Consider the following 23,243-nt stretch of genomic DNA (forward strand, 5'->3'; position numbering starts at 1 on the left):
ATTGCTGCGGTAAGGGTGGTTTTGCCGTGGTCAACGTGGCCGATGGTGCCGACGTTAACGTGCGGTTTGGTTCTTTCAAATTTTCCTTTTGCCATAATAAGCCTCCTATTTTAGTTGTCTTTGTTTTTACCGTTCAGAACTTCTTCCGAAACATTCTTCGGTACTTGTTCGTAGTGATCGAATTGCATGGAGTAGTTTGCGCGACCTTGCGTATTGGAACGCAAGCTGGTTGCGTAACCGAACATTTCAGCCAAGGGAACGAAACAGGTTACGATTTGAGCACCCGCTACAAGTTCCATACCTTCCATACGGCCACGACGAGAGTTGATATCGCCGATAACATCGCCCATGTATTCTTCAGGCGTTACGATTTCAACTTTCATAACAGGTTCGAGAAGAACCGGTTGTGCTTTGCTTAGTGCGTCGCGAAGTGCCATGGAGCCGGCGATCTTAAATGCCATTTCCGAAGAGTCGACATCGTGGAAGGAGCCGTCATAAAGACTTACTTTCACGTCGAGTACTTCGTAGCCACCTAAGACACCATTTTGCATCGCTTCTTCGATACCTTGTTGGGTCGGTCCGATGAATTCCTTGGGAATAGCACCACCGACGATGTTATTTTCGAATTCAAAGCCTTTACCTGCTTCGAGGGGTTCGACCTTGATCTTGGCGTGACCGTATTGACCGCGACCACCGGATTGACGTACGAATTTACCTTCGCCGTCAGCGGATCCGAGAATACCTTCACGGTAAGATACTTTCGGGTTACCGATGTTCGCTTCTACTTTGAATTCACGAAGCAGGCGGTCGACGATAATATCCAAGTGCAACTCGCCCATACCGGAGATAATGGTTTGACCGGTTTCTTCGTCTGTATAGGTGCGGAATGTCGGGTCTTCTTCTGCAAGCTTTTGAAGGCCGATGCCCATTTTGTCTTGAGACGCTTTGGTCTTCGGTTCGATCGCTACAGAAATTACCGGTTCCGGGAATTCCATGTTTTCAAGGATGATTTCATCGCTTTCGTCACAAAGGGTGTCCCCTGTGGAGGTGTGCTTAAGGCCGACGGCCGCCGCAATTTCACCTGCGTAGATTTCATCTACTTCTTCACGCTTGTTAGCGTGCATCAACAGGATACGACCTACACGTTCTTTCTTGCCCTTGCTGGAGTTGTAGACATAACTACCCGCTTTAAGGGAACCGGAGTAAACGCGGAAGTAGGAAAGTTTACCTACATAGGGGTCGGTTACGATCTTAAATGCTAATGCGGAGAAGGGTTCGTCGTCGCTTGCGTGACGAGATTCTTCTTCTTCAGTAGCGGGATCAATACCGGTAATCGCAGGAATGTCGATAGGAGCCGGTAGGTAATCGATGATCGCATCGAGTAGTAATTGAACACCTTTGTTTTTGTAGGAAGAACCGCAGGTTACCGGAGTCATTTCAACTGCTAGGGTACCTTTACGGATTGCGCGTTTGATCATTTCTTCAGTGACTTCTTCTCCTTCGAGATAAGCCATCATTAATTCTTCGTCAAAATCGGAGATTTTTTCGATGAGGTTTTCGCGCCATTCTTCGGCTTGTGCCTTATATTCTTCCGGAACTTCGGTAATTTCGATTTCCGTTCCCATGTCGTCTTTGTAGATTTCAGCTTCCATCTTGACCAAGTCGATCATACCGATGAAATCTTCTTCTGCGCCGATGGGAATTTGGATCGGTACCGGGTTGCCGCGAAGTTTTTCGTCAATAGTGTTAACCGAACGGAAGAAATCCGCGCCGGTAACGTCCATTTTGTTAATGTGTGCAATTCTCGGAACGTGATAGCGGTCCGCTTGTCTCCATACGGTTTCCGATTGAGGTTCTACACCGCTTTTGGCGTCGAACAAGGATACGGCACCGTCGAGAACACGTAGCGAACGCTCAACTTCTACGGTAAAGTCAACGTGGCCCGGTGTATCGATGATATTGAGTCGATAACCTCTCCAGTGAGCAGTCGTAGCAGCAGAGGTGATCGTAATCCCTCTTTCTTGCTCTTGCTCCATCCAGTCCATTTGAGCACCACCGTCGTGGGTTTCACCAATTTTGTGAATACGTCCGGTGTAATATAAGATACGCTCTGTCGTCGTCGTTTTACCGGCGTCGATGTGCGCCATAATTCCGATATTACGTACTTTATCAAGCGCCACTTCTCTAGCCACGTAATTTCCCCTTTCTTACCATCTGAAATGCGCGAATGCTTTATTCGCTTCAGCCGCACGGTGCATTTCGTCTTTACGTTTTACTGCACCGCCTAATTCGTTGGATGCGTCCATGATTTCTTTGGATAAACGTTCAATCATGGTCTTTTCGCCGCGGGCTCTTGCGTAGCGAACGATCCAGCGAAGACCCAAGGTTTGACGTCTTTCGGGACGTACTTCCATAGGTACTTGGTAGTTTGCACCACCGACGCGACGAGCTTTAACTTCCAATACCGGCATGGCATTGTTTAATGCCTTGTAGAAGACTTCTAAGGGTTCTTCACCGGTTTGTTCTTTTACGACGTCCAATGCGCCGTAGACGATTTTTTGTGCCACGCCGCGCTTACCATCGAGCATGACATTGTTGATTAACTTTGTAATGACAACGTCATTGTAAATGGGATCGGGCATGACCTCTCTTTTAGGAATATGTCCTTTTCTTGGCATTCTCTTCCCTCCTTAACTATGGATCTGAGAAATATCACAGGTACTCGACTTAAGTCGTGTGCCAAGAGCATCTATATTTATGATTGTGCTCTTTGATGATTAGTTGCTTTTGGGCTTCTTCGCACCGTATTTGGAGCGAGCTTGTCTTCTGCCGTCTACGCCGGCGGTATCTAAAGAACCGCGAACAACGTGGTAACGGACACCGGGAAGGTCTTTAACACGACCGCCGCGAACTAAAACAACACTGTGTTCTTGCAGGTTGTGACCGATTCCGGGGATATAAGCCATAACTTCATATCCGTTAGAAAGACGAACACGGGCTACTTTACGAAGCGCGGAGTTCGGTTTCTTCGGGGTAACCGTACGAACAGCGACACAGACGCCTCTCTTTTGAGGAGAGTTTACGGCTGTGAGTTGTTTGTCCAAAGAGTCGTAGTTGAAACCTAAAGCCGGAGATTTCGACTTCGTCAAAGATTTCTTTCTACCTTGTTTGACTAATTGATTAATTGTAGGCACTTAGTGCACCTCCTTTTATTAAGAATTATGACTAACAGCACAAATCGTTTAAACTCATGAAAAACTACCCGATGAGCGGGTAGTTTCAAAGTCAGTCGATTTACACTCTGGTATTGTACCATCAGAGATTTAGATTTTCAAGTGTTTTAGCGGATTTCCGCCTTTTTTCTATAGTTTTTCCAAAGTTTTTACTTTTCCCGTGGCAAATAGACGCTCCGCGATCCAGGCTAAGGCCAGTGCCTTTACGGTATCTCCGGGAATAAAGCCCAAAATCGTCTTAAACGCTACAGCCACGCCGCCGCTATGATAGCTCAAGCTAGGAATCCCCGTAAGATTAATAAAGAGGGCGCCGAAGAGCCAGAAAATTATGAAATAATGCAGTAAATTTTTAGGGCGCCACTTTTCAATGGCGAGGCCGATCAGGTAAGGAGATAAAATATAGCCGATAAAAAACGATCCGGTGGCGCCGGCAAAGATCGCCGCGCCTCCCCTTCCTCCCGGTAAAACCGGCAGTCCGATTGCGATGCAGAGAATAAAGACGAGAACCGTAAGGGTTCCGTGTTTTTTGCCGAGCAAGGCGCCTCCCAAGGCACAGACCATGTTTTGTAAAACGATGGGAATGCCTACGGGGGTCGGGATGGCAAACAGCCCGCTTAAAATAATAATTGCGAGGTAAAGGGCCATTGCCGTCATTTGTTTTGTCTTCATGTAAAGCCTCCTAATTTACAAAGTTATTGTAAATAATAAGCTTTACAATTCTATTTGTCAATATAAAAGAGACCTCGCTTTTGCGAAGTCTCTTTCATTTATGCGTTCATGCCTTCCAGGATGTCGAGGTTTTCTTTTCTCTGATCCTCTTCCTCCCAGTAGACCGTGCCATTTTGACGCACGCCCGTACCGGCGGGAATAAGCTGTCCGATAATAATATTTTCTTTTAAGCCTTCGAGATAGTCTTGCTTTCCTTCGATGGCCGCATCGGTTAAGACGCGAGTCGTCTCTTGGAAAGACGCTGCCGACAGGAAGGAGTCCGTAGCGAGGGACGCTTTTGTAATACCGAGAAGCGTCGGGCTCGCCGTGGCCTCTTGAAGGCCTTCGGCTTCGGCCGCCTTGTTGGCGCGCTCGAATTCGATTTTTGTTACCATGCTGCCCGGCAGTAGGTTCGTACCGCCTGCCTCTTCGATGCGCACTTTAGACATCATTTGCTTCACAATGACTTCGATGTGCTTGTCGTCGATATCTACCCCTTGTAAACGATAGACTCTCTGTACTTCTTTTACGATATATTCTTGAACGCCGGTAGCACCTTTTACGCGAAGTAAATCTTGAGGATAGACGGAACCTTGGGTAAGTTCGTCGCCTTTTTCCACGCGGTCGCCGGGTTTTACGCGAATGCGCGCGCCGTAGACCACATTGTAAGCTTCGCTCGTGCCGTCGTCGCCTGTTACGACGATTTCACGTTTTTTAGCGGTTTCTCGAATGTCCACCGTACCGTCGATTTCAGAAATAATCGCGAGGCCCTTGGGCTTGCGCACTTCGAAAAGTTCTTCGACACGGGGCAAACCTTGGGTAATATCCGCAGCCGCTGCAACACCCCCGGTGTGGAAGGTACGCATGGTAAGCTGTGTACCCGGTTCACCGATGGATTGTGCGGCAATAACGCCGACCGCTTCGCCGATGCCCACGGGTCGTCCCGTTGCCAGGTTTTGGCCGTAGCATTTGGCGCAGACGCCGTGTTCGGAGTGGCAACCTAATACGGAGCGAATCTTCACTTCTTCGATGCCCGCCTCCGTAATAGCGTCGGCCGCGTTGGCATTGATCATTTCACCCGCTTCGACGATAAGCTCGTCGGTTTCGGGATGGCGAATATCTTCGTAAGATGTGCGTCCTTCAATACGATCGTGTAATTCTTCGATCATTTCGCGACCGTCTTTAAAGGCCTTGGCTACGATATAGCTTTCCGTGCCGCAGTCTTTTTCCGTTACGGTAACTTGTTGGGATACATCGACGAGACGACGGGTCAAGTAACCCGAGTCCGCCGTACGGAGAGCCGTATCCGCCAAACCTTTACGGGAACCGTGAGTGGACATAAAGAATTCCAATACGTCCAAGCCCTCGCGGAAGTTCGAGGTAATGGGAACTTCGATGGTGCGCCCGGAAGGCGAAGCCATCAAACCACGCATACCTGCGAGCTGACGAATTTGGTTCTTCGAACCACGGGCTCCGGAGTTCGCAAAAATATAAATGTTATTTAAAGCGCCGAAGCCGTCCATAACCTTATTGGTTAAGTGATCGGTCGCCTCGTTCCAAATATCGATAACGTGTTCGTATCGTTCTTCGTCACTGATTAAACCTTTACGATAGGCCTTTTCATATTTTTCTACATCGGCTTCCGCCTGCTCGAGAATTTCAGGTTTTTCATCGGGAATCTGCACATCGCCCATGGAAATGGACATGGCGCCTACGGTGGAATAGTGATAACCTAAGCTCTTCACTTCGTCGAGGAACTCTGCCGTTTCCAGATTATCGTGCAGTTTATAGCAGCGATCGATAATTTTACCGAGGAGTTTTTTGTCGATGACCTTGTCGATTTCCAAACTGTAGGGATCTTCCTTGCGATCGACAAATCCCAGGTCTTGAGGGATCACTTCGTTAATGAGGAAGCGCCCTACCGTACTTTCGACGATCTTTCCGCGCTTGTCTTCTTCGTCTTTGTGACGGCGCACCTTTACGTGAGAGTGTAAGTGAACCCAGCCGCTTTCGTAAGCGTGCATCATTTCCTTCGTATCCATGAAGGTCATGCCGTCGCCCTTGACGCTGTCTTTGCGGTCGAGGGTGAGATAGTACAAACCGAGAACCATATCTTGAGACGGCGTCGTAATGGGCTTGCCGTCTTTAAGTGCCAGGATGTTATTGGTGGAAAGCATTAAGAGGCGAGCTTCCGCCTGTGCTTCCGCCGATAAGGGCAAGTGAACCGCCATTTGGTCCCCGTCGAAGTCGGCGTTATATGCCGTACAGGCGAGGGGGTGAAGTTTAATGGCCTTACCTTCTACGAGCACCGGCTCAAAAGCTTGGATACCGAGGCGGTGAAGGGTAGGCGCACGGTTTAAAAGTACCGGGTGGTCTTTAATAACTTCTTCGAGCACATCCCAAACTTCAGGGCGTACTCTTTCCACCATGCGTTTTGCGCTCTTAATATTATGAGCCAACTCGCGCTCTACAAGCTCACGCATAACGAAGGGCTTGAAGAGTTCGAGAGCCATGTTTCTCGGAAGTCCACATTGGTAGAACTTGAGGGAAGGTCCGACGACGATTACGGAACGACCGGAATAGTCGACACGTTTCCCTAAGAGGTTTTGACGGAAACGACCTTGTTTCCCTTTAAGCATTTCCGACAAGCTCTTTAAGGGACGGTTGCCGGCGCCTGTAACGGGGCGGCCGCGACGACCGTTGTCGATTAATGCGTCTACAGACTCTTGTAGCATGCGCTTTTCGTTACGTACGATAATCTCCGGCGCACCGATGTCCATTAATTTGCGGAGACGGTTGTTACGGTTAATAACCCGTCTGTAAAGATCGTTTAGGTCACTGGTAGCGAAGCGTCCACCGTCTAATTGCACCATGGGACGCAGTTCCGGCGGAATGACGGGAATGCAATCTAAAATCATCCACTCGCATTTGTTGCCGGAGCTTCTGAAGGCTTCGATAACTTCCAGTCTGCGGGTAATGCGTACCCGCTTTTGGCCGCTGGCATCTTCCAGTTGATCGCGAAGCTCTTTTGCGATTTCATCCAGGTCGATGTTGCGTAAAATGTCGCGAATGGCTTCCGCGCCCATTTTTGCCTCGAATTTATTGCCGTAATCCCGCTTGAATTCGCGGTATTCCGTTTCGCTTAAAAGTTGTTTTTCGTAGATTTCCGTCACATCGTCGTCTACACGGGTGACGATGTAGGATGCGAAGTACAGGACTTTTTCCAAGGCGCGGGGGCTTACGTCCAAGACCAGGCCCATACGGGAAGGAATGCCTTTAAAGTACCAAATATGAGATACGGGAGCGGCGAGCTCGATATGGCCCATACGCTCTCTACGTACTTTAGATTTCGTTACTTCTACGCCGCACTTTTCGCACACGACCCCTTTGTAGCGAAGGCGCTTATATTTTCCGCACGAACACTCCCAGTCTTTCGTAGGGCCGAAGATCTTTTCACAGAAAAGACCTTCTTTTTCAGGCTTTAGCGTTCTGTAGTTAATGGTTTCCGGTTTCTTAACTTCTCCGTAGGACCAGGATCTGATCTTTTCAGAGGATGCTAAACCGATTTTAATTGAATGAAATAATTCGTTTCTGCTCAAGGAGCATGACTCCTTTCTTTAAATAGTCTGAACTACGTTCTGAAGAATTACTCGTCTTCTTCCTCTTCGTCTTCATCTTGCGTAAAGCCTTGCGGAATTTCATCGCCTGAGATTTTCTTTATCCCCGCGAGCACATTGACGCTGCTCTTGCCTTCGATTAATTCTCCCGCATCTTCTCCGTCGATCTTGCCGTCCATACTGTCTAAGTGGTTCAGATCGTCATCGTCGGTAGAAAGGTCTACCGGATTGTCGTCTTCGTCCAGCACTTGGATTTCGAGGGCCAGTGCCTCCAATTCTTTGATAAGAACTTTGAAGGATTCGGGAATACCCGGTTGAGGAATATTTTCGCCCTTGACGATGGCTTCGTAGGTCTTAACCCGTCCTACGATATCGTCGGATTTTACCGTAAGCATCTCTTGAAGGGTGTGGCTTGCACCATAGGCCTCGAGAGCCCAAACCTCCATCTCTCCGAAACGTTGACCGCCGAATTGAGCGCGGCCGCCGAGAGGTTGTTGGGTTACTAAGGAGTAAGGACCTGTGGAACGGGAGTGGATCTTTTCATCGACCAAGTGGTGAAGCTTGAGCATATACATATAGCCCACCGTAACCGGGTGATCGAAATCTTCGCCGGTTCTGCCGTCGCGAAGTTGTACCTTTCCGTCTGCGGAATAGCCTGCCTCTTCAAGAGTGTCGAAAATATCTTGCTCGTTGGCGCCGTCGAATACGGGAGTAGCCACGTGCCAGCCCAGTTTTTTAGCCGCCAAGCCCAAGTGCACCTCGAGAACCTGACCCAGGTTCATACGGGAAGGTACACCTAGGGGGTTCAGTACGATCTGAATGGGACGTCCGTCGGGCATATAGGGCATATCTTCTTTTGGAAGAACTCTCGAAATAACCCCTTTGTTTCCGTGGCGACCGCACATTTTATCGCCTACTTGGATTTTACGTTTCGTGGCGATAAAGACGCGAACCATTTCGTTGACGCCCGGTTGGAGCTCGTCGCCTTCTGCACGGCTGAAGACCTTTACGTCCACGACGATGCCCGCTTCCCCGTGAGGTAAACGGAGGGAAGTATCGCGCACTTCTCTCGCCTTCTCGCCGAAGATGGCGCGCAGAAGTCTTTCTTCTGCGGAAAGTTCCGTTTCGCCCTTAGGCGTTACTTTTCCGACTAAGATGTCGCCGGGATTGACTTCCGCACCCACGCGGATAATGCCCCGCTCATCTAAATCCTTCAGCATATCGTCGCCTACGTTTGAAATATCCCTTGTAATCTCTTCGGGACCTAATTTCGTATCGCGGGCTTCCGATTCGTACTCCTCTATATGAAGAGAAGTTAAGACGTCGTCGATAACAAGCTCTTCGTTAATAAGCATAGCGTCTTCGTAGTTGTAGCCTTCCCAGTTCATGAAGGCGATTAAAATATTTTTACCTAAGGCCATTTCACCGAGATCCGTAGAAGGTCCGTCGGCAATGACCTCGCCGCGCTTAACCTTTTGACCCTCTTCAACGATGGGACGTTGGTTGATAGTGGTGCCTTGGTTGGCTTTTTCAAATTTATGGAGTCGGTATTCGATGTCGTTCTTGCCGCTTTCAGGCGTTACGACGATGCGATTACTGCTCACTTTAGAAACCGTTCCGTCTTCTGTGGCAATGACGCAGACGCCGGAATCTCTCGCCGCTTTATACTCGATTCCCGTAGCGACGATGGGCGCTTCGGTTTTTAATAAGGGTACCGCTTGACGCTGCATGTTCGATCCCATGAGCGCGCGATTCGCATCGTCGTTTTCCAGGAAGGGAATCATACTGGTGCCGACGGCAACGATTTGTTGAGGCGAAACGTCCATGTAGCTGATATCTTCGCGTTTATAAACGTCGACGGCACCGCCGTAACCCCGGGCAATAACCCGGCTGTTAATGAAGTGGCCGTTTTCGTCCAGCTTTTCGTCCGCCTGGGCGATGATGTTTTCATCCTCCACATCGGCGGTAATGTATTCGATTTGATCGGTTACCTGTCCTTCCCCTTTGACGACCTTGCGGTAAGGCGCTTCAATAAAGCCGTATTCATTGATGCGGGCAAAGGTGGTGAGGGATGTAATCAGACCGATGTTCGGACCTTCCGGCGTCTCAATAGGGCACATACGTCCGTAGTGGGAGTTGTGCACGTCACGGACCTCCATACCGGCGCGATCACGGGATAGACCGCCGGGCCCTAGAGCCGAGAGACGACGTTTGTGGGTCAGCTCGGACAGAGGGTTGTTCTGGTCCATAAATTGAGACAATTGAGAGGAGCCGAAGAACTCTTTAATCGCAGCGGTTACCGGGCGAATATTAATGAGAGATTGGGGCGTGGCGCCGTCCGGATCTTGGACCGCCATACGTTCGCGAATAACCCGTTCCATACGGGTCAAACCGATTCTGAATTGGTTTTGTAAAAGTTCCCCTACAGAGCGAATGCGACGATTGCCCAAGTGGTCGATATCGTCTGTTTTACCGATGCCGTAGAAGAGATTAAACTCGTAGTTTACGGCAGCCAAAATATCGTCCACTAAAATATGCTTCGGCGTCAGTTCTTTATAATGTAATTTTATGCGCGCTAAAAGTTCTTCTCCTTCATATTCTTCGAGAAGTTCCTGTAAGCGTGGCAGATAAATTTTTTCTTTAAAGCCTAGAGCTTCAAAGTCGATATCCAGATCTAAAGAATCCGTATCTACGAAATTATTCCCGATTAAGACGAGTTTTTTCTTTTCGCCCAATTCATTAGGATCTTCGATCAGGATTTCAACGCGGTTAATCCCGGCGTTTTCGATGGCGATGGCCTCTTCGCGGCTTACGCGATCGCCGGCTTTGCCCATAATTTCGCCGGTTTCCCCGTCGATAACATCTTCTGCCAAAACTTGATTTTGCAGACGTTCACGAAGGGCGAGCTTCTTATTGAATTTATAGCGGCCCACTTTCGCCATATCGTAGCGACGAGCGTCGAAAAACATGTTTTCGAATAGAGATTGGGCACTTTCAATAGTAGGCGGCTCCCCGGGACGTAGTTTCTTGTAGATTTCAAGAAGAGCTTCTTCTTTATTGCTGGTTTGGTCTTTTTCAAAAACTTTAAGCAGTTCTTCCGATTCACCCATTAAACGAGTGATTTCCAAATTCGATTCCACGCCGATGGCGCGAAGTAAAACGGTAATGGGGATTTTGCGCGTGCGGTCGATACGAACATTGACCACGCCTTGGGCGTCGGTTTCGAACTCGAGCCACGCACCGCGATTGGGGATGAGCGTTGCCGAATATAATTTTTTACCGGTTTTGTCGAACTCTTCCTTATAGTAGGCTCCCGGCGAACGAACCAATTGACTGACGACGACACGTTCTGCGCCGTTAATTACAAAGGTTCCCGTTTCGCTCATAAGCGGCAAATCGCCCATAAAGACTTCTTGCTCTTTTACCTCGCCGGTTTCGGTATTGATCAGGCGTACCTTTACCTTCAGCGGCGCCGAATAGTTTGTATCCTTTTCCTTCGCCTCTTCAAAGTCGTACTTTTTTTCCTCCGAAACATAGTAGTCGACAAATTCGAGGATCAAATTCCCCGCGAAGTCTTCGATCGGCGAAATGTCTCGAAACACCTCTTCAAGCCCTTCGTCGATGAGCCATTTAAAGGAATCTGTTTGAACGCCTAACAGATTCGGTATTTCCAAAACATCGTCGATTCTGGAATAGCTCATTCTCTCCCGTTTACCGTACTGAACAGGATGTACCATCTAAATTCCTCACCCCTTAAGTTCTCTCGAAAAATAAAAAATGTATCTGTAAAAATTAACTTACGAGCACTCTCCAAGTAACTTACATATACATTATCTTCCGTAACTGCGATTTCGTTTCCATATAACTTTTTAATATTATGCAATTTATTATACTATCACGATCTGAACGACAACGCAAGGATTAATCGGAAATTCCCTTTAAATACTTTCCGTCTACAGGCACATAGCGAGAAGTGCTCGCCAATTCTCGTTTAATCTCCCGATTTCCCTGTTTATAAACTTTATAGGTCTTGTAAAAAGAGCCGTCTTCCTTCTCCTGCACGACTTTGACCTCGCCCTCTTTAAGCTCCTCTGTGTTTTGCCAATTTTCTCCGGCGGCCATCGTCCTGATCAGCTCGGGCAAAAGATCGATCGTATAGGGCTTCTCGGCACCGTGGCCGAAAATCGTACATACTACGTGACCTTTTCCTACCTTTGTTTCTATATAAATAGGCGTGTTATAAGGATTGGTAAAGATGAAATCTTTATAACCGTCACTTACGGCGCAGTCCGTTCCCTTTTCAGCATATTCTACGGCCTTGGAATGGTTGTGACGAGATAGGATATTGAGATCTGCCCGCACCGCCGCATTGTACATGGTGGTGGATACTTGGCAGACGCCGCCGCCGGTTCCCGTGGTTTCGATGCCTGCGGAAAGAGTCTCCCCTTCTTTAAAGCCGTTTTCTTTCGTAATACCGCCGATTGTTTCAAGGAAAGAAAGGCGCTCACCGGGTTGCAAGACGATGGGATTAAAAAACGATGCTCCGCGCTCTAAATTGACGACGCGATTTTCATCATTGGGATCGTAATCCGTGGTCCAGGTGGCGAGGACGGAATCGATACCCTGTAGTGCCTCTGTGGAAATCGCCGGCGCTATCTCTTCTATTTTCAACTTCACGGGCTTTTCGATTCCCTTCGAAAGGGAAAGGGCAGCTTCTTCTAAGTTCACCCCTTCGCCCACTTCGCCGTTTTCCACAACGACTTTCTCTCCCCGCAAGACGACCCGGGCAGGTTTCGCCCCGTCATAGAGAGTGCCGTTCAATTTCTCGATCCCTTTTGAAAGGACATTCTTATCCACGGCCAGAGGCACTTTCGGCTCAGTTCTTCTTATAGCTATGAAAGGCCGTTTTATAAAGGAAGTTTTTCGACTGAGCTCCATAGCTTCTCGGGCCACTTTATCGGGAGAGATGGACAAGCCGAGCATGCCGGCGCTCGCCTTTGCCTTGCGCTTGCCGTTAATTAGTGTAACGTCCTTACCTTTAAATTCTTCCTGCGCTTTTTCGAGCTTGTTCTTCGCATCGGCTTCCGTTAAAAAACCGAGCTTTACGCCCTGATATTGTACCCCGGGACTGATACGCCCGAATAAGGGAACGCAGGCCACGGCTAGGCATAGAATGAGAATAATCGAGAGCACCCGGCCCCCTTGTCGTATTCTTTTTTTCCGCTTCAACTCTTGTCGCTTGCGGTGTCGAAAGTCAAAATAGTTTTTAGCCATTGGCATCCTCGCCTCGATAGTATTTGCAATAATCGGTTAGGGGACATTCTTCGCAAAGAGGATTTTGTGATTTGCAAATCCGTCTCCCCAGAAAAATAAGTAAATGATGGCCCTTGCTCCAACAGTCTTCGGGCCAGATATCCATAAGCTGTTTTTCCGTCTTGTCTACATTCTTCGCATCGGCAAGGCCTAAGCGATTGGATACGCGGAACACATGGGTATCGACGGCGATGGCCGGAATGTCTAAAACATTGGAGGCTACCACATTGGCCGTCTTACGCCCCACCCCGGGAAGGGTCATTAAGCCCTCGATGGTGTCGGGGATCTCTCCGTCGTAGCGATCTAAAATAATGCGGGAGGCCGCCAGGATGTTTTTCGCCTTGTTTCGATAGACGCCGCAGCTATGGACATAGTCTTCCATTTCTTCTTGAGAAAGCGTCACCATTTTTTCCGGCGTATTGTAATTTTCAAAGAGCACCTTCGTCACTTTGTTAACCCTTACATCGGTACATTGTGCGGAGAGAATAGTCGCCACTAAAAGTTCGTAAGGCGTGGTGTAATCTAACTCCGCCCGAGCATCGGGAAAAGTTTCCTCCAGGATCTCATATACTTTCAAGGCGTCTTCTCGTGTCATCTGCATACTTATCTTTTATCCTTCCCAAAATAATCGTCGATATAATCGGCGTTTTTCTTCCATTGTTTAGCCCCGCGCCAGGATCCGCTTAACCGGCCGAAACTCCTCTTGAAACCGCGATTGCTCGTTTCCCGAATGGCTTCCAGAGATATTCGCTCTACGGGATCTTCTATCTGAAATATTCGCTCAATTCCTCGGTTTTTAGGGCACACTATCTGACACTGATCGCAGCCGTAGAGCCAGTCGCCCATAATATGTTTTTCACGTTCGCTCAGCTCCCCGCGCTTTTGCGTAATCCAGGAGCGGCACCGCCTGGGATCGACGATTCCCTCCTCGGAAAGGGCCCCTCCCGGACAGGCACGCACACATCGCATACAGTCACCGCAGTCTTTTTCAGACAGTTTTATATCGCCTCCTGAAAGATTGGTAAGCAATAGACCGATGCCGACATAACTTCCTAAGCTATCGTGAATAAAAAGACCGTTGCGCCCGATGAAACCTCTCCCCGTGAGCTCCGCAAAGCCCCTCTCGTAAAGAGAGCCTGTATCCACTTGTAGATAGCTTTCCAGCTCGGGATACTCCTCTCTCAAATAGCGCTCCAGCCTGCGGAGCTTGTCTCCCAATAAGTGATGGTAATCCCGATCTCGAGATACGCCGGCCAAGCGCCCGTAACCCGGCATCGCCTCAGGGGTCTTCTCCGCAAAAGGCGTTTGCTCAAAAGCCACAAAAATCGAGCGCGCCGACGGAAGCACCGATCGGGGATCGATCCTTTCATTAATTGAATCCGGCTCGATAGGTAGGCGGCGTCCTTCCCGTTCCCTTTGCTCAAAAATTAACTTCATCTCGTGAAGGGCCACCGCCGGAATATGGGCCAAGTCGTGGAAACCTATTTTATTTTTAATGCCCTCTATTTCCATTGGTTCTTCCTTTCGTTATTATATAATAGTATCATATTCGGATCTTATAAAGGAGAGACTATGAAAAACCCTTTTAATCGCCAAGGATTGGAGCGGCTGGTTTCCCACTTCAATTTTGATTTTAATAAACGAAACATCGACTTGACTTTGGTCTTGGCCATCGTCGCCATTACCCTGTTAGGCTTCGTCGTCTTGTCGTCGGCCACTTTAACTTACGGCAATCGCCCTTATTTGATTAAACAGGGCGTCGCCACCTTGCTCGGCGCCGGCATCGCCTTCGGACTTATGGTAGTAGATTACCGCATTTGGAAAAACTATTATCCCTTTCTCTACTTATTGAGCGTGCTCCTCCTCGTCGCCACCCTTCTTTTCGGGCACGGCGACACGACCTGGGGATCTAAGAGCTGGCTCACCATCGGGCCGGTCAACTTTCAGCCGGCGGAATTTGTCAAAATCTTTCTCGTTATTTGCCTCGCCGCTTATTTGGATACCCACGGCCATAAATTGAACGAGCCGAAGGAGCTCTTAAAAACACTCGCCTTTGCGGGCTTTCCCGTGGGACTTATATTGCTTCAGCCGGACTTCGGTACGGCCATGGTGTTTTTATTTTTTATCGCCATTATGCTTTTCTTCTCCAATTTAGACTGGAAATATATTTTCGGCGCATTGGGCGCTGCCCTCCTTTCCCTTCCCCTTCTCTACGCCCGCCTCGACGATTACCAAAAAGACAGAATCCTCGACTTTTTAAAGCCCGATGCCAATACGAGCGGCAGTGGCTATCAGGCTTACGAAGGGCGTATCGCCATCGGCGACGGCCGCCTCTTCGGGAGAGGTTTATATAAGGGGCCTCAAACCCAATTTAATTTCGTTCCCACAAAAGAAACAGACTTTATCTTTCCCGTGCTCGTGGAAGAATTGGGCTTTTTAGGAGGAAGCCTCTTAATCCTCCTCTACGGCCTTATTTTTTACAGACTGATTTCCCTCTCAAAAATTGCAAAAGATAAAATGGGCGAGCTTATGATTTTAGGCTTCCTCGGAATTCTCTTTATTCACGTATGGGAAAATATCGGCATGACCTTGGGTCTAATGCCCGTCACGGGGATTCCCCTCCCCTTTATAAGCTACGGCGGAACTTTTCAAATGGTAAACTTCGCCATGATCGGCCTCTGCCTAAGTGTACGATACCACCGCACCAGTCGCATCACCCACAGAAAATTACCTAATTACTGGGAAAGACTGACCGATCGGATCGCTGAAATTCAGCAAGAACAGCTTCATAAAGAGCGATCCAGACGCTCTCGGTAAAGAGACCGTAATACCCGAACTTTTTATTTTTTATGAAAAAGCCTAAAATTGGCGATTTTCCTCTCTCTTATGATATAATGGCTTAGTTATTGCCCTATGGAGATACTCGCGTGAAGATGAGGGCTTGAAATTACGAAAGAATGGCAATTCTCGGCATTTTATTGTATAATATGTTGTTGATAAACGAAGGAGGACATAATGAAAACAATCCATTTAAATGTACAAAAGCGCGAAGAAATCGGTACATCCGGCGCTAAAAAACTCAGAGCACAAGGTTTAGTTCCCGGCGTGTTCTACGCTCAAGACGAAGAACCCGTAGCAGTCGTCGCTAAAGCCAACGAACTTCAAAAAGTTGTCGATCAAGCAGGTACTTCTGCCCTCGTCGATATGGAACTCGACGGCAAAACTACCAAGATTCTCTTCAAGGAAATCCAAGAACATCCCTTTAAGAATCAATTGGTTCACTTCGACGCATACGGCGTAAACTTAAAAGAAAAGATCAAACTTTTCATCCCCGTCGTATTGGAAAACCGCGACGATATCCACGTACAACCTTCCGTTCTCTTGCACTTGCTTGAAGAAGTTGAAGTTGAATGTCTACCGACGAGCCTTCCCTCGGAAGCTGTCGTTGACGTACAAAACATGGAAATCGGCGATACCGTTACCGTTGCCGACCTCGACGTTTCCTCTATTGAAGGCATCGAAGTATTAACCGACGCCGAAGAAGCTGTCGCCGCTCTGCAAGAACCCAGAGAAGAAGTCATCGAAGAAGAAGATGATGAAGCCGAAGCAGCTGACGTCCCCACAGTTGAAGAAACTGAAGACGAAGGCGAAGACGAAGAATAATCGATCATTAAAGCTCTCTCGCGAGGGCTTTTTTTGTTGCACTTTTTTCGCAACAAAAAACGCCCCTCGCGGGGGCGTACTTAACGATGAAGCAAATAGCTTACGCGTTTATATAAAACTAAGGTTACCATAGAGGTAATAAAACCTTTGATCAGATTAAAGGGAACGATGCAATAAATCATTAAACTCCAGAGAGAATCCACTCGGGAGGTAACGGCACGTCCCATTTCGATGATCGCTTCCATGGGCATAATTTTTCCATAGAGCGGAAAGACGACAAAGTAATTGCTCATGGTGGCAAAAGCCGTCATGCTCACGACGCCTATAAGAAGGCCGAGGACCGCGCCGCCATAGGTTTTGTGGCGTCTGTAAAAAGCCGAAGATGCGGCGACAAAGATGGCGCCTACAATAAAGTTCGACAGCTCACCCACACCACCGGTGGTCGTACCGCGTACAAAAAAGATCAAAATACATTTTACAAACTCGATACAGACACCTACCAAAGGCCCCATGGCAAAGCCGCCGATAAGAGCCGGCATATCCGAAACATCCAGCTTAATAAATGGCGGTGCTATAAAGGTCAGTGGAAACTCCACATACATAAGTAAAAAGGCGATCACCGACAAGAGAGAGATTCGCGTCAGATTTTTCGTCGAGTAACCGGTTGCTGATTTTTCAATGGGATTCATCGTTTCCTCCTAATGCGGGGCATAAAAAGAGCCCTCCATACTAGGGCTTAAACATGAAAAAAGACATCTTCTTCCATCCGGACTGTAACCGTCGGTATTGGAATTGCACCAATTCTGCCAAAAGGCCCGTGGACTTTACCACCGATGAGGAATTTCACCTCGCCCTGAAGATCGTTTCGACTATTGATTTGTAATCTCATTATACCATAAGTTTAGTATAGAAAAAAGTGTAATAAAAAAGGACCCCGCAGGGTCCTTTGATTATTTCGAAAACAATATCTTATTCTCCGACGATCATTTTAGATAAGCGTAAAGGTTCGATGTATTCGTCCCCTTTGTATACGCGCATGTTCCCGCCGGATACTTCGTCGATTAAGACGATTTCGTCGCTTCCCGCGAGGCGACCGAATTCCAATTTAATATCATAGAGCGTAAGACCTCTCTCGGCAAGGTCTTCTGCGATGACTTTTGTAATGGAACGCATCAGTTCTTTAATTCTGTCGTATTCCCCTTCTTTGAAAATACCTAGTTGGATCAAGGCATCTTCGTTGATGAGCGGATCTTGACGATCGTCATCTTTTAAAGTGAATTCCACGTATTCGTCTAATTTGTCGCCATCTTTAGCGTAGCGTCCGTAGCGACGAATAAAACTTCCCGTAGCAATGTAGCGGCAGATGACTTCCAGGCCTTCACCGAAGACGGTGGCGGGCTTAATTTCCATTAGGCAATTATCTACATCGGCATCGATGTAATGGGTAGGAATGCCTTCTTTTTCGAATTTTTCGAAGAAGTATTGACTCATGGCGACACAGGCCCGTCCGGAGCCTTCGATAGAAAGGCCTACTTGGTTTTCACCCGGATCGAAAACGCCGTCTTTTCCCGTTACATCGTCTTTGAAAAAGAAATAAGTCTTACCGTCTTTTTCTCGAATGTCTTTCGTCTTGCCTTGGTAAATAGTTTTCAAAATAACCTCCTGTCTCTAACAGCAATTTACAATTCATTGTAACGCAAAATCCCTAATATGAACAGATGCCAATCCATTCTTTTTATAGATTCTTTACAAAAAGAATGAATATAAAAAAAGCACCGAAAGGTGCTTTTTTAAATAGCGTGTTTCGCCGAATTATAGACAATGACGGGCATGCCTTCGAAGACGTTTTCGTAGAATGTTCCGGCTTTTTTCGGCGGTGTGTTGACACAGCCGTGGCTGCCGCCGCCTAGGTAGATGCTGCCGCCGTAGCTTCCCCTCCAGCTGGAGTCGTGTATACCGCATCCCGTCCAGTCGAAAGGCATCCAGTATTTTACATAACTTTTCCAGGTCTCCCCGGTGAGGTAGCGATTACGTTCTTTCATCCAAACCTCTTGGGTTCCCGTAGGCGTACTGTTGCCTCTGTAGGGATTACCCGTTACCACAGGCGCCTCGACGATGAGATTGCCGTCTTTGTAGAGCCACATATGCTGTCTCGCAATATCGATTTCGATATAGCTGTTGCCCAAGTCGTTTACATTCCGACTCTGAGCTTTCCGCTTGTACACAGGCTCCATTGTTTTACTTTCCTTGGCATTGATCGCTTCGAGAAGTTGGGTGCGGGTTTCCTTTTGATCGATTTGCCAGCCGTAAATTCCGCCTTTAACGCGCATCATGGCGCCGCCGGTAGCTTGAAAATCCCTCGTGCCGCGGAAAGTATCGTATTTTTCCGCCAAGTTGGCCACATAGGTTTTGATTTTTTCTTCGTCGGGCTCCAGGGAACCGTCGGGGCGTTGTTTATGAAGCTGAATTAAATCTTGACCGGCCAAATTTTCTTCCCGATCGGAGAAGTTATACTTTAAGGCGTAGCCTTCGATTTCATTCATGCTCGCCACATGTTTTTTCATGTGATCCAAATCTTCCGCCGGTTCGGCTTCAACATAAACTTTCGCCTTGTCTGCATCCAAGACCTTGTCCTGTTTATGGAAGGATTCTAAAATTGCCCGCTTGAGCTTGGGCCCGTCGACTCGGGTTCCCGGCTTGGCATCGGCGATAAAGTATCCTTTACCGTCTGCATATTCAATTTGTTGGGGTACGGGATCGGTAATATCTTTATCCGTCACCATGTGGAGATAGGCTAATTTTCGCTCGAGTTTTTCATCGTCGTAATCGATTTTAGTGTCTACTTTAAAATCTTTTTTTACAAAAGCGAGTACGGGCCAACCCCAGGGATTGGCATCCTTTTCTTCAAAGGTCGGCATCGTTTCCAGATAATCGATGTCCTTTGCGGCAATGGTGTCTTTTTTATCGCCCCGTCCTTCGATGGCCAGGCTGTAATCTTTCCAGGACTCTTTAAAAGACTCTCTTAATTTATTTTTAGGTTGCAACGAAATATCGGCACCGTTGACCGATGTATTCGGCATATAAACCTGAGAAAAAGCCAAAGCGCCTAAAACATATATAAGGGCCAGCACTCCCAATAGAATGGCTAATACTTTTCCAACGGTTTTTTTCATCTGCTTCTCCTTCTTACTTTTACTTGTACAGCTAGTATAGTGTACCAATAAATATTTATGGGTTCAAGTTCGATTTAGGTCTTTCATCTTTTTGAAATTAGGTATAATCTATGTAGTAGTAATTAGAGAAAAGAGGAGTCTTATGGAGAGAAACCCCCGAACAATTCAATCCCTTGCCCGAGCTTTCGCTATTTTAGATTGCTTCGATTCTGTGCACCCGCGGCTCAGCATTACAGAAATCAGCGAAATCGTAAAATTAAATGTCAATACAACCCGCGGCCTCGTCAACACTCTGGTTCATTTTCAATATTTAAGCCGCGACGAGGAAGACAATGACTACCATCTGGGCCTCGCCTTTATTCCCAAGGCGAATTTGGTGGAAGAACAGTTTTTATTCCATATCAAAAATAAAATCCAGCCGATGCTCAGAAAGTGGGCCAATGCCTACGGCTTAAGCGCCAGACTTAATATGATCGACGACGGCCAACTTATGACCGTCTTTACGGAAGTGCCGGATAACTCTCGGTATATGATTATGACGCGCTCCCGAACCCCCTTCCCCCTCCACGCCACTGCGTCGGGGAAAGTCTACTTAGCTTCCCTCCCCGATTCCGTCGTTGAAACCTATATTAAAGATACCCGCCTCGTTCAGTACACGGACTTAACGATCACGGCGCCGGAGCAACTCCTCGGCGAAATCGATAGAATACGAGAGCGAGGCTACGCTTTGGAAATCGGCGAAATCAACGAAGGCATCGGCTCCATCGCCTTTCCCATTTTCGACAAGCGGAAGGAATGCATCGGCACTATTTCCCTCTCGGGAGCCAACGAGCAAATCTATGAAGAAGAAAAGGCTGCGGCCGAAACTCTTTCAAGCTACATCGACAGTTTACAGCCCTTGGGCTAAAAAAATACCCTCCGGATAATCAAAGATAATCTCCCGGAGGGTGTTTTTATGCCATGGCCAAATAAGCCATAAGTCCATAGTTTATAAGGAATAATATCGTAGCGGCGACCAAGATCGGGTGAAGCTCTTTTGCTTTTCCCTGTACGATTTTGACGATGCAGTAGAAAATAAAGCCTGCCGCAATACCGTCGCTGATGGAGTAGCTGTAGCCCATGAAAATAGAGGCGAAGAAAGCGGGAACCGCCACTTCCAAGTCCGTCCATTCGATTTCTTTAAAGCTTGCACACATCATGATTCCGACGATAATGAGTACCGGAGCCGTCGCTTGTGCCGGCACAAGGCCTGCCACCGGCGCGATAAAGATCGACGCGAGGAAGAGTGCGGCCGTTACTGTAGAGGTAAGGCCCGTACGTCCGCCGGCACCGATACCTGCGGCACTTTCAACAAAAGTCGTAGTGTTGCTCGTGCCGACGATAGAGCCGATGACCGTCCCGACGGAATCGGCGAAAAGAGCTTTGTCCAGCTTGGATTTAAAGCCCGTGCTGTTTTGCATATTGTTAATATCGTCTTCACTAAAGATTCCCGTACGACGACCGGTGCCGATAAAGGTCCCGAGGGTATCGAAGGTGTCGCTTAAGGAGAAGGCGAAAATCGTCATAAGGACGAGAGGAATTCGCGCGGGGTCGGTAAAGAGCCCGATTAAGCCTTCCCTACCCAAGGCCACTCCGAAAACCGTGGAAAGATCTTGGAAGGAACTTGCCACCGTCGGCGTTTCGGAAAGAGCGGAAAGATCCACGACGCCGAAGGGAATGCCCAAGAGAGTCGTAGCGGCGATACTGATAATAATGGCACCTCGAACATTTTTAATCACGAGGATCACCGTAATAATAATACCGATTATAGCGAGTAACACGCCGGGATCGCTGAAGCTTACAAGACTCGGCACAGCAGCCGACGATCCGACAATAGTACCGCCGTCGAGGGCTTGATAGGTGCCCGGGTCCAAAGTAAAGCTTAAAAGACCGCTGTTTTTAATGCCGATATAGGCGATGAAGACGCCGATACCGCCGCTGATAGCGTGTTGCAGGGACTCGGGAATGGCCGTAATGATCATTTTACGTACTTTTGTAACCGTAATCAGAACATTAATCACGCCGCACAAAAATACCATGCCCAGGGCTTCCTTCCAGCTGAAACCTAAGCCGAAGACGACAGTATAGGTGAAAAAGGCGTTGAGCCCCATGCCCGGCGCTAAGGCGTAAGGTACATTGGCAAAGAGTCCCATGACCAAAGTGGAAACCACTGTAGCGATAATGGTGGCCAAGAAGACGGCGCCCCAGGGAATGCCCGTTTGGGAAAGAATAGCGGGGTTTACGAAAATAATATAGCTCATGGCGAAGAAAGTGGTAACGCCGGCGAGCACTTCCGTGGAAACGTCCGTATTGTTTTCCCGAAGTTTAAAGAATGATTCCATGTTTTCCTCCTTATAAAATAAATACCTCGTTAGTATATCACGACTGAAGACTTTAGAGGAATACTTGTTGAATCAAAATCATGTATACCGCCGTCCCCGCCACAATGGAAAGAATAGATTTCCTCTTCCACAAATAACTTCCCGCCGTTACGAGACTCGCGATGGTCAGAGGCATAAAGCCCGACAAACTGTCGAATTTTATGGTGCGTAAGCAATAGACCACGAGTAAGGCCATCATGGAATAGGGCAGGAGATTCCCCAAGTCCCTCACGATTTTTGGGATCGTATCTCGCCGAGAAAAGAAAAACAGGGGGAACATGCGGATGCCGAAGGTAATGGCGGCCACAATGCCGATGGCGATATACACTTCTTTAGTTGACATATTTCCTCCTGTAGTAAAGATTTCCGATTAATATAACGATCATGGCAGGCAAAATAAAATTATCCGAACCGAATACGAGGACGGCAATAAGGGACGCACCCATGCCTAAAATCGCCGGGAAGTGGTGATCCGTTCCCTTCCACTGCTCGATAAAAGTGGTAATAAACAGAGCCGTCATCATAAATTCGATGCCCTCCACATTAATGGGAATGACGCTCCCGAGGAGGGCTCCTAAAAGGGTGCCGAGAACCCAATAGCTGAAGTTCAAAAGGCCCATGGCGAACATATCGTCGGGCGTGGCCATGCCGCCGTCTTCTCCCGTGCTGATGTAGAGAGAGAAAGTTTCGTCGCTGCAAAAATGAGTGATCAGGATTTTCTTCCACCGGGGTTCCCCTTCCAAGGGATTTAAAAGGGATATGGTGTAAAATAAATATCTTAAGTTTATGGACAGCGCCAAAATAATAAGTTCGATCACTGCCAGTGGTTGAGCGAATAAACTTACCATGGCAAATTGCATGGCTCCGGCACAAATCCCCCCACTCATTAAAACACTTACTAATGTGGAGCGGCCCACCGATCGAATTAAAACGCCGAAGCCCATCCCCATAAGCAAGTAGCTGATCAATAAAGGAATGGTCTTCGGAAAGACCTTTTTAAACTCCCTCATACTACCTCCTCCTACTTTCTTTCTGTCTCATGAAATGATTATACACGTTTTCATAATAAAAGAGAAGAAAACGGCTAAATTTCAACGCTTTATCGGGGTACCCCGC

At 47.9% G+C, this 23,243-nt stretch carries 19 protein-coding genes and 1 riboswitch; of the genes, 3 read left to right on the forward strand and 16 right to left on the reverse strand.

Features of this window, described 5'->3' with window-relative positions; genetic code table 11:
• From PEPTYR26121_RS04650 to PEPTYR26121_RS04695, 10 genes are all read right to left on the reverse strand, one after another.
• Positions 1–95, reverse strand: a 95-nt coding sequence (locus PEPTYR26121_RS04650; RefSeq protein ID WP_005434227.1) for a GTP-binding protein, incomplete at its 3' end; no start/stop codon positions are given.
• Positions 96–110: 15 nt separating this feature from the next.
• Positions 111–2,192 carry an elongation factor G gene (fusA, locus tag PEPTYR26121_RS04655; protein ID WP_180499737.1) on the reverse strand — a complete coding sequence of 694 codons (2,082 nt, stop codon included), beginning with the start codon at positions 2,190–2,192 and terminating at the stop codon, positions 111–113.
• 15 nt (positions 2,193–2,207) lie between these two features.
• Positions 2,208–2,678 carry a 30S ribosomal protein S7 gene (gene rpsG / locus PEPTYR26121_RS04660; protein WP_180499739.1) on the reverse strand — a complete coding sequence of 157 codons (471 nt, stop codon included), beginning with the start codon at positions 2,676–2,678 and terminating at the stop codon, positions 2,208–2,210.
• 99 nt (positions 2,679–2,777) lie between these two features.
• The gene (gene rpsL / locus PEPTYR26121_RS04665) at positions 2,778–3,194 is read right to left on the reverse strand and encodes a 30S ribosomal protein S12 (RefSeq protein ID WP_180499741.1); all 417 of its coding nucleotides are present in this window, start codon (positions 3,192–3,194) and stop codon (positions 2,778–2,780) included.
• A 168-nt stretch (positions 3,195–3,362) separates the two neighbouring features.
• Entirely contained in the window at positions 3,363–3,902 is a 540-nt protein-coding gene (locus PEPTYR26121_RS04670; RefSeq protein ID WP_180499742.1) for a biotin transporter BioY, read from the reverse strand.
• Between the two features lie 98 nt (positions 3,903–4,000).
• Positions 4,001–7,540, reverse strand: coding sequence for a DNA-directed RNA polymerase subunit beta' (rpoC, locus tag PEPTYR26121_RS04675; protein WP_180499744.1), 3,540 nt, complete (start codon positions 7,538–7,540; stop codon positions 4,001–4,003).
• A gap of 47 nt (positions 7,541–7,587) precedes the next feature.
• Positions 7,588–11,295: a DNA-directed RNA polymerase subunit beta gene (gene rpoB / locus PEPTYR26121_RS04680; RefSeq protein ID WP_180499746.1), complete on the reverse strand. Its 3,708-nt coding sequence runs from the start codon at positions 11,293–11,295 to the stop codon at positions 7,588–7,590.
• 184 nt (positions 11,296–11,479) lie between these two features.
• Positions 11,480–12,832, reverse strand: a complete 1,353-nt coding sequence (locus PEPTYR26121_RS04685; RefSeq protein ID WP_180499748.1) for a VanW family protein — start codon at positions 12,830–12,832, stop codon at positions 11,480–11,482.
• Entirely contained in the window at positions 12,825–13,466 is a 642-nt protein-coding gene (gene nth, locus PEPTYR26121_RS04690) for an endonuclease III (RefSeq protein WP_218956332.1), read from the reverse strand. Before nth ends, PEPTYR26121_RS04685 begins: the two co-directional genes overlap by 8 nt.
• 8 nt (positions 13,467–13,474) lie before the next feature.
• Positions 13,475–14,383, reverse strand: coding sequence for an epoxyqueuosine reductase (locus PEPTYR26121_RS04695; protein ID WP_180499752.1), 909 nt, complete (start codon positions 14,381–14,383; stop codon positions 13,475–13,477).
• Positions 14,384–14,443: 60 nt separating this feature from the next.
• On the opposite strand from PEPTYR26121_RS04695, the gene rodA reads away from it, so the two are divergent.
• Positions 14,444–15,688, forward strand: a complete 1,245-nt coding sequence (gene rodA / locus PEPTYR26121_RS04700) for a rod shape-determining protein RodA (protein ID WP_180499754.1) — start codon at positions 14,444–14,446, stop codon at positions 15,686–15,688.
• A gap of 198 nt (positions 15,689–15,886) precedes the next feature.
• Positions 15,887–16,534: a 50S ribosomal protein L25 gene (locus PEPTYR26121_RS04705; RefSeq protein ID WP_180499755.1), complete on the forward strand. Its 648-nt coding sequence runs from the start codon at positions 15,887–15,889 to the stop codon at positions 16,532–16,534.
• A gap of 80 nt (positions 16,535–16,614) precedes the next feature.
• Here PEPTYR26121_RS04705 and PEPTYR26121_RS04710 read toward each other — a convergent pair whose 3' ends face one another.
• From PEPTYR26121_RS04710 to PEPTYR26121_RS04720, 3 genes are all read right to left on the reverse strand, one after another.
• Complete coding sequence (locus tag PEPTYR26121_RS04710) at positions 16,615–17,223, reverse strand: ECF transporter S component (protein WP_180499757.1); 609 nt, start codon at positions 17,221–17,223, stop codon at positions 16,615–16,617.
• 61 nt (positions 17,224–17,284) lie between these two features.
• A riboswitch (FMN riboswitch) is annotated at positions 17,285–17,399 on the reverse strand.
• 104 nt (positions 17,400–17,503) lie between these two features.
• Positions 17,504–18,187, reverse strand: coding sequence for a phosphoribosylaminoimidazolesuccinocarboxamide synthase (locus tag PEPTYR26121_RS04715; protein ID WP_180499759.1), 684 nt, complete (start codon positions 18,185–18,187; stop codon positions 17,504–17,506).
• A 137-nt stretch (positions 18,188–18,324) separates the two neighbouring features.
• Complete coding sequence (locus PEPTYR26121_RS04720) at positions 18,325–19,707, reverse strand: L,D-transpeptidase family protein (RefSeq protein WP_180499761.1); 1,383 nt, start codon at positions 19,705–19,707, stop codon at positions 18,325–18,327.
• Positions 19,708–19,849: 142 nt separating this feature from the next.
• On the opposite strand from PEPTYR26121_RS04720, the gene PEPTYR26121_RS04725 reads away from it, so the two are divergent.
• The gene (locus PEPTYR26121_RS04725) at positions 19,850–20,614 is read left to right on the forward strand and encodes an IclR family transcriptional regulator (RefSeq protein WP_180499763.1); all 765 of its coding nucleotides are present in this window, start codon (positions 19,850–19,852) and stop codon (positions 20,612–20,614) included.
• Between the two features lie 46 nt (positions 20,615–20,660).
• Here the strand turns inward: PEPTYR26121_RS04725 and PEPTYR26121_RS04730 are convergent, their stop codons facing one another.
• From PEPTYR26121_RS04730 to PEPTYR26121_RS04740, 3 genes are read right to left on the reverse strand one after another with little or no spacing between them, the layout of a single operon-like run.
• On the reverse strand, positions 20,661–22,088 hold the full coding sequence (locus tag PEPTYR26121_RS04730; RefSeq protein WP_180499765.1) for an NCS2 family permease: 1,428 nt from the start codon (positions 22,086–22,088) through the stop codon (positions 20,661–20,663).
• 52 nt (positions 22,089–22,140) lie between these two features.
• Positions 22,141–22,470: a branched-chain amino acid transporter permease gene (locus PEPTYR26121_RS04735; protein ID WP_180499767.1), complete on the reverse strand. Its 330-nt coding sequence runs from the start codon at positions 22,468–22,470 to the stop codon at positions 22,141–22,143.
• Positions 22,460–23,137 (reverse strand): AzlC family ABC transporter permease, encoded by a 678-nt coding sequence (locus PEPTYR26121_RS04740; protein ID WP_180499769.1) that lies wholly within the window; start codon positions 23,135–23,137, stop codon positions 22,460–22,462. Before PEPTYR26121_RS04740 ends, PEPTYR26121_RS04735 begins: the two co-directional genes overlap by 11 nt.
• Positions 23,138–23,243: the final 106 nt, after the last annotated feature.

The sequence above is a fragment of the Aedoeadaptatus nemausensis genome, from assembly GCF_903819165.1.
Taxonomy (GTDB): domain Bacteria; phylum Bacillota; class Clostridia; order Tissierellales; family Peptoniphilaceae; genus Aedoeadaptatus; species Aedoeadaptatus nemausensis.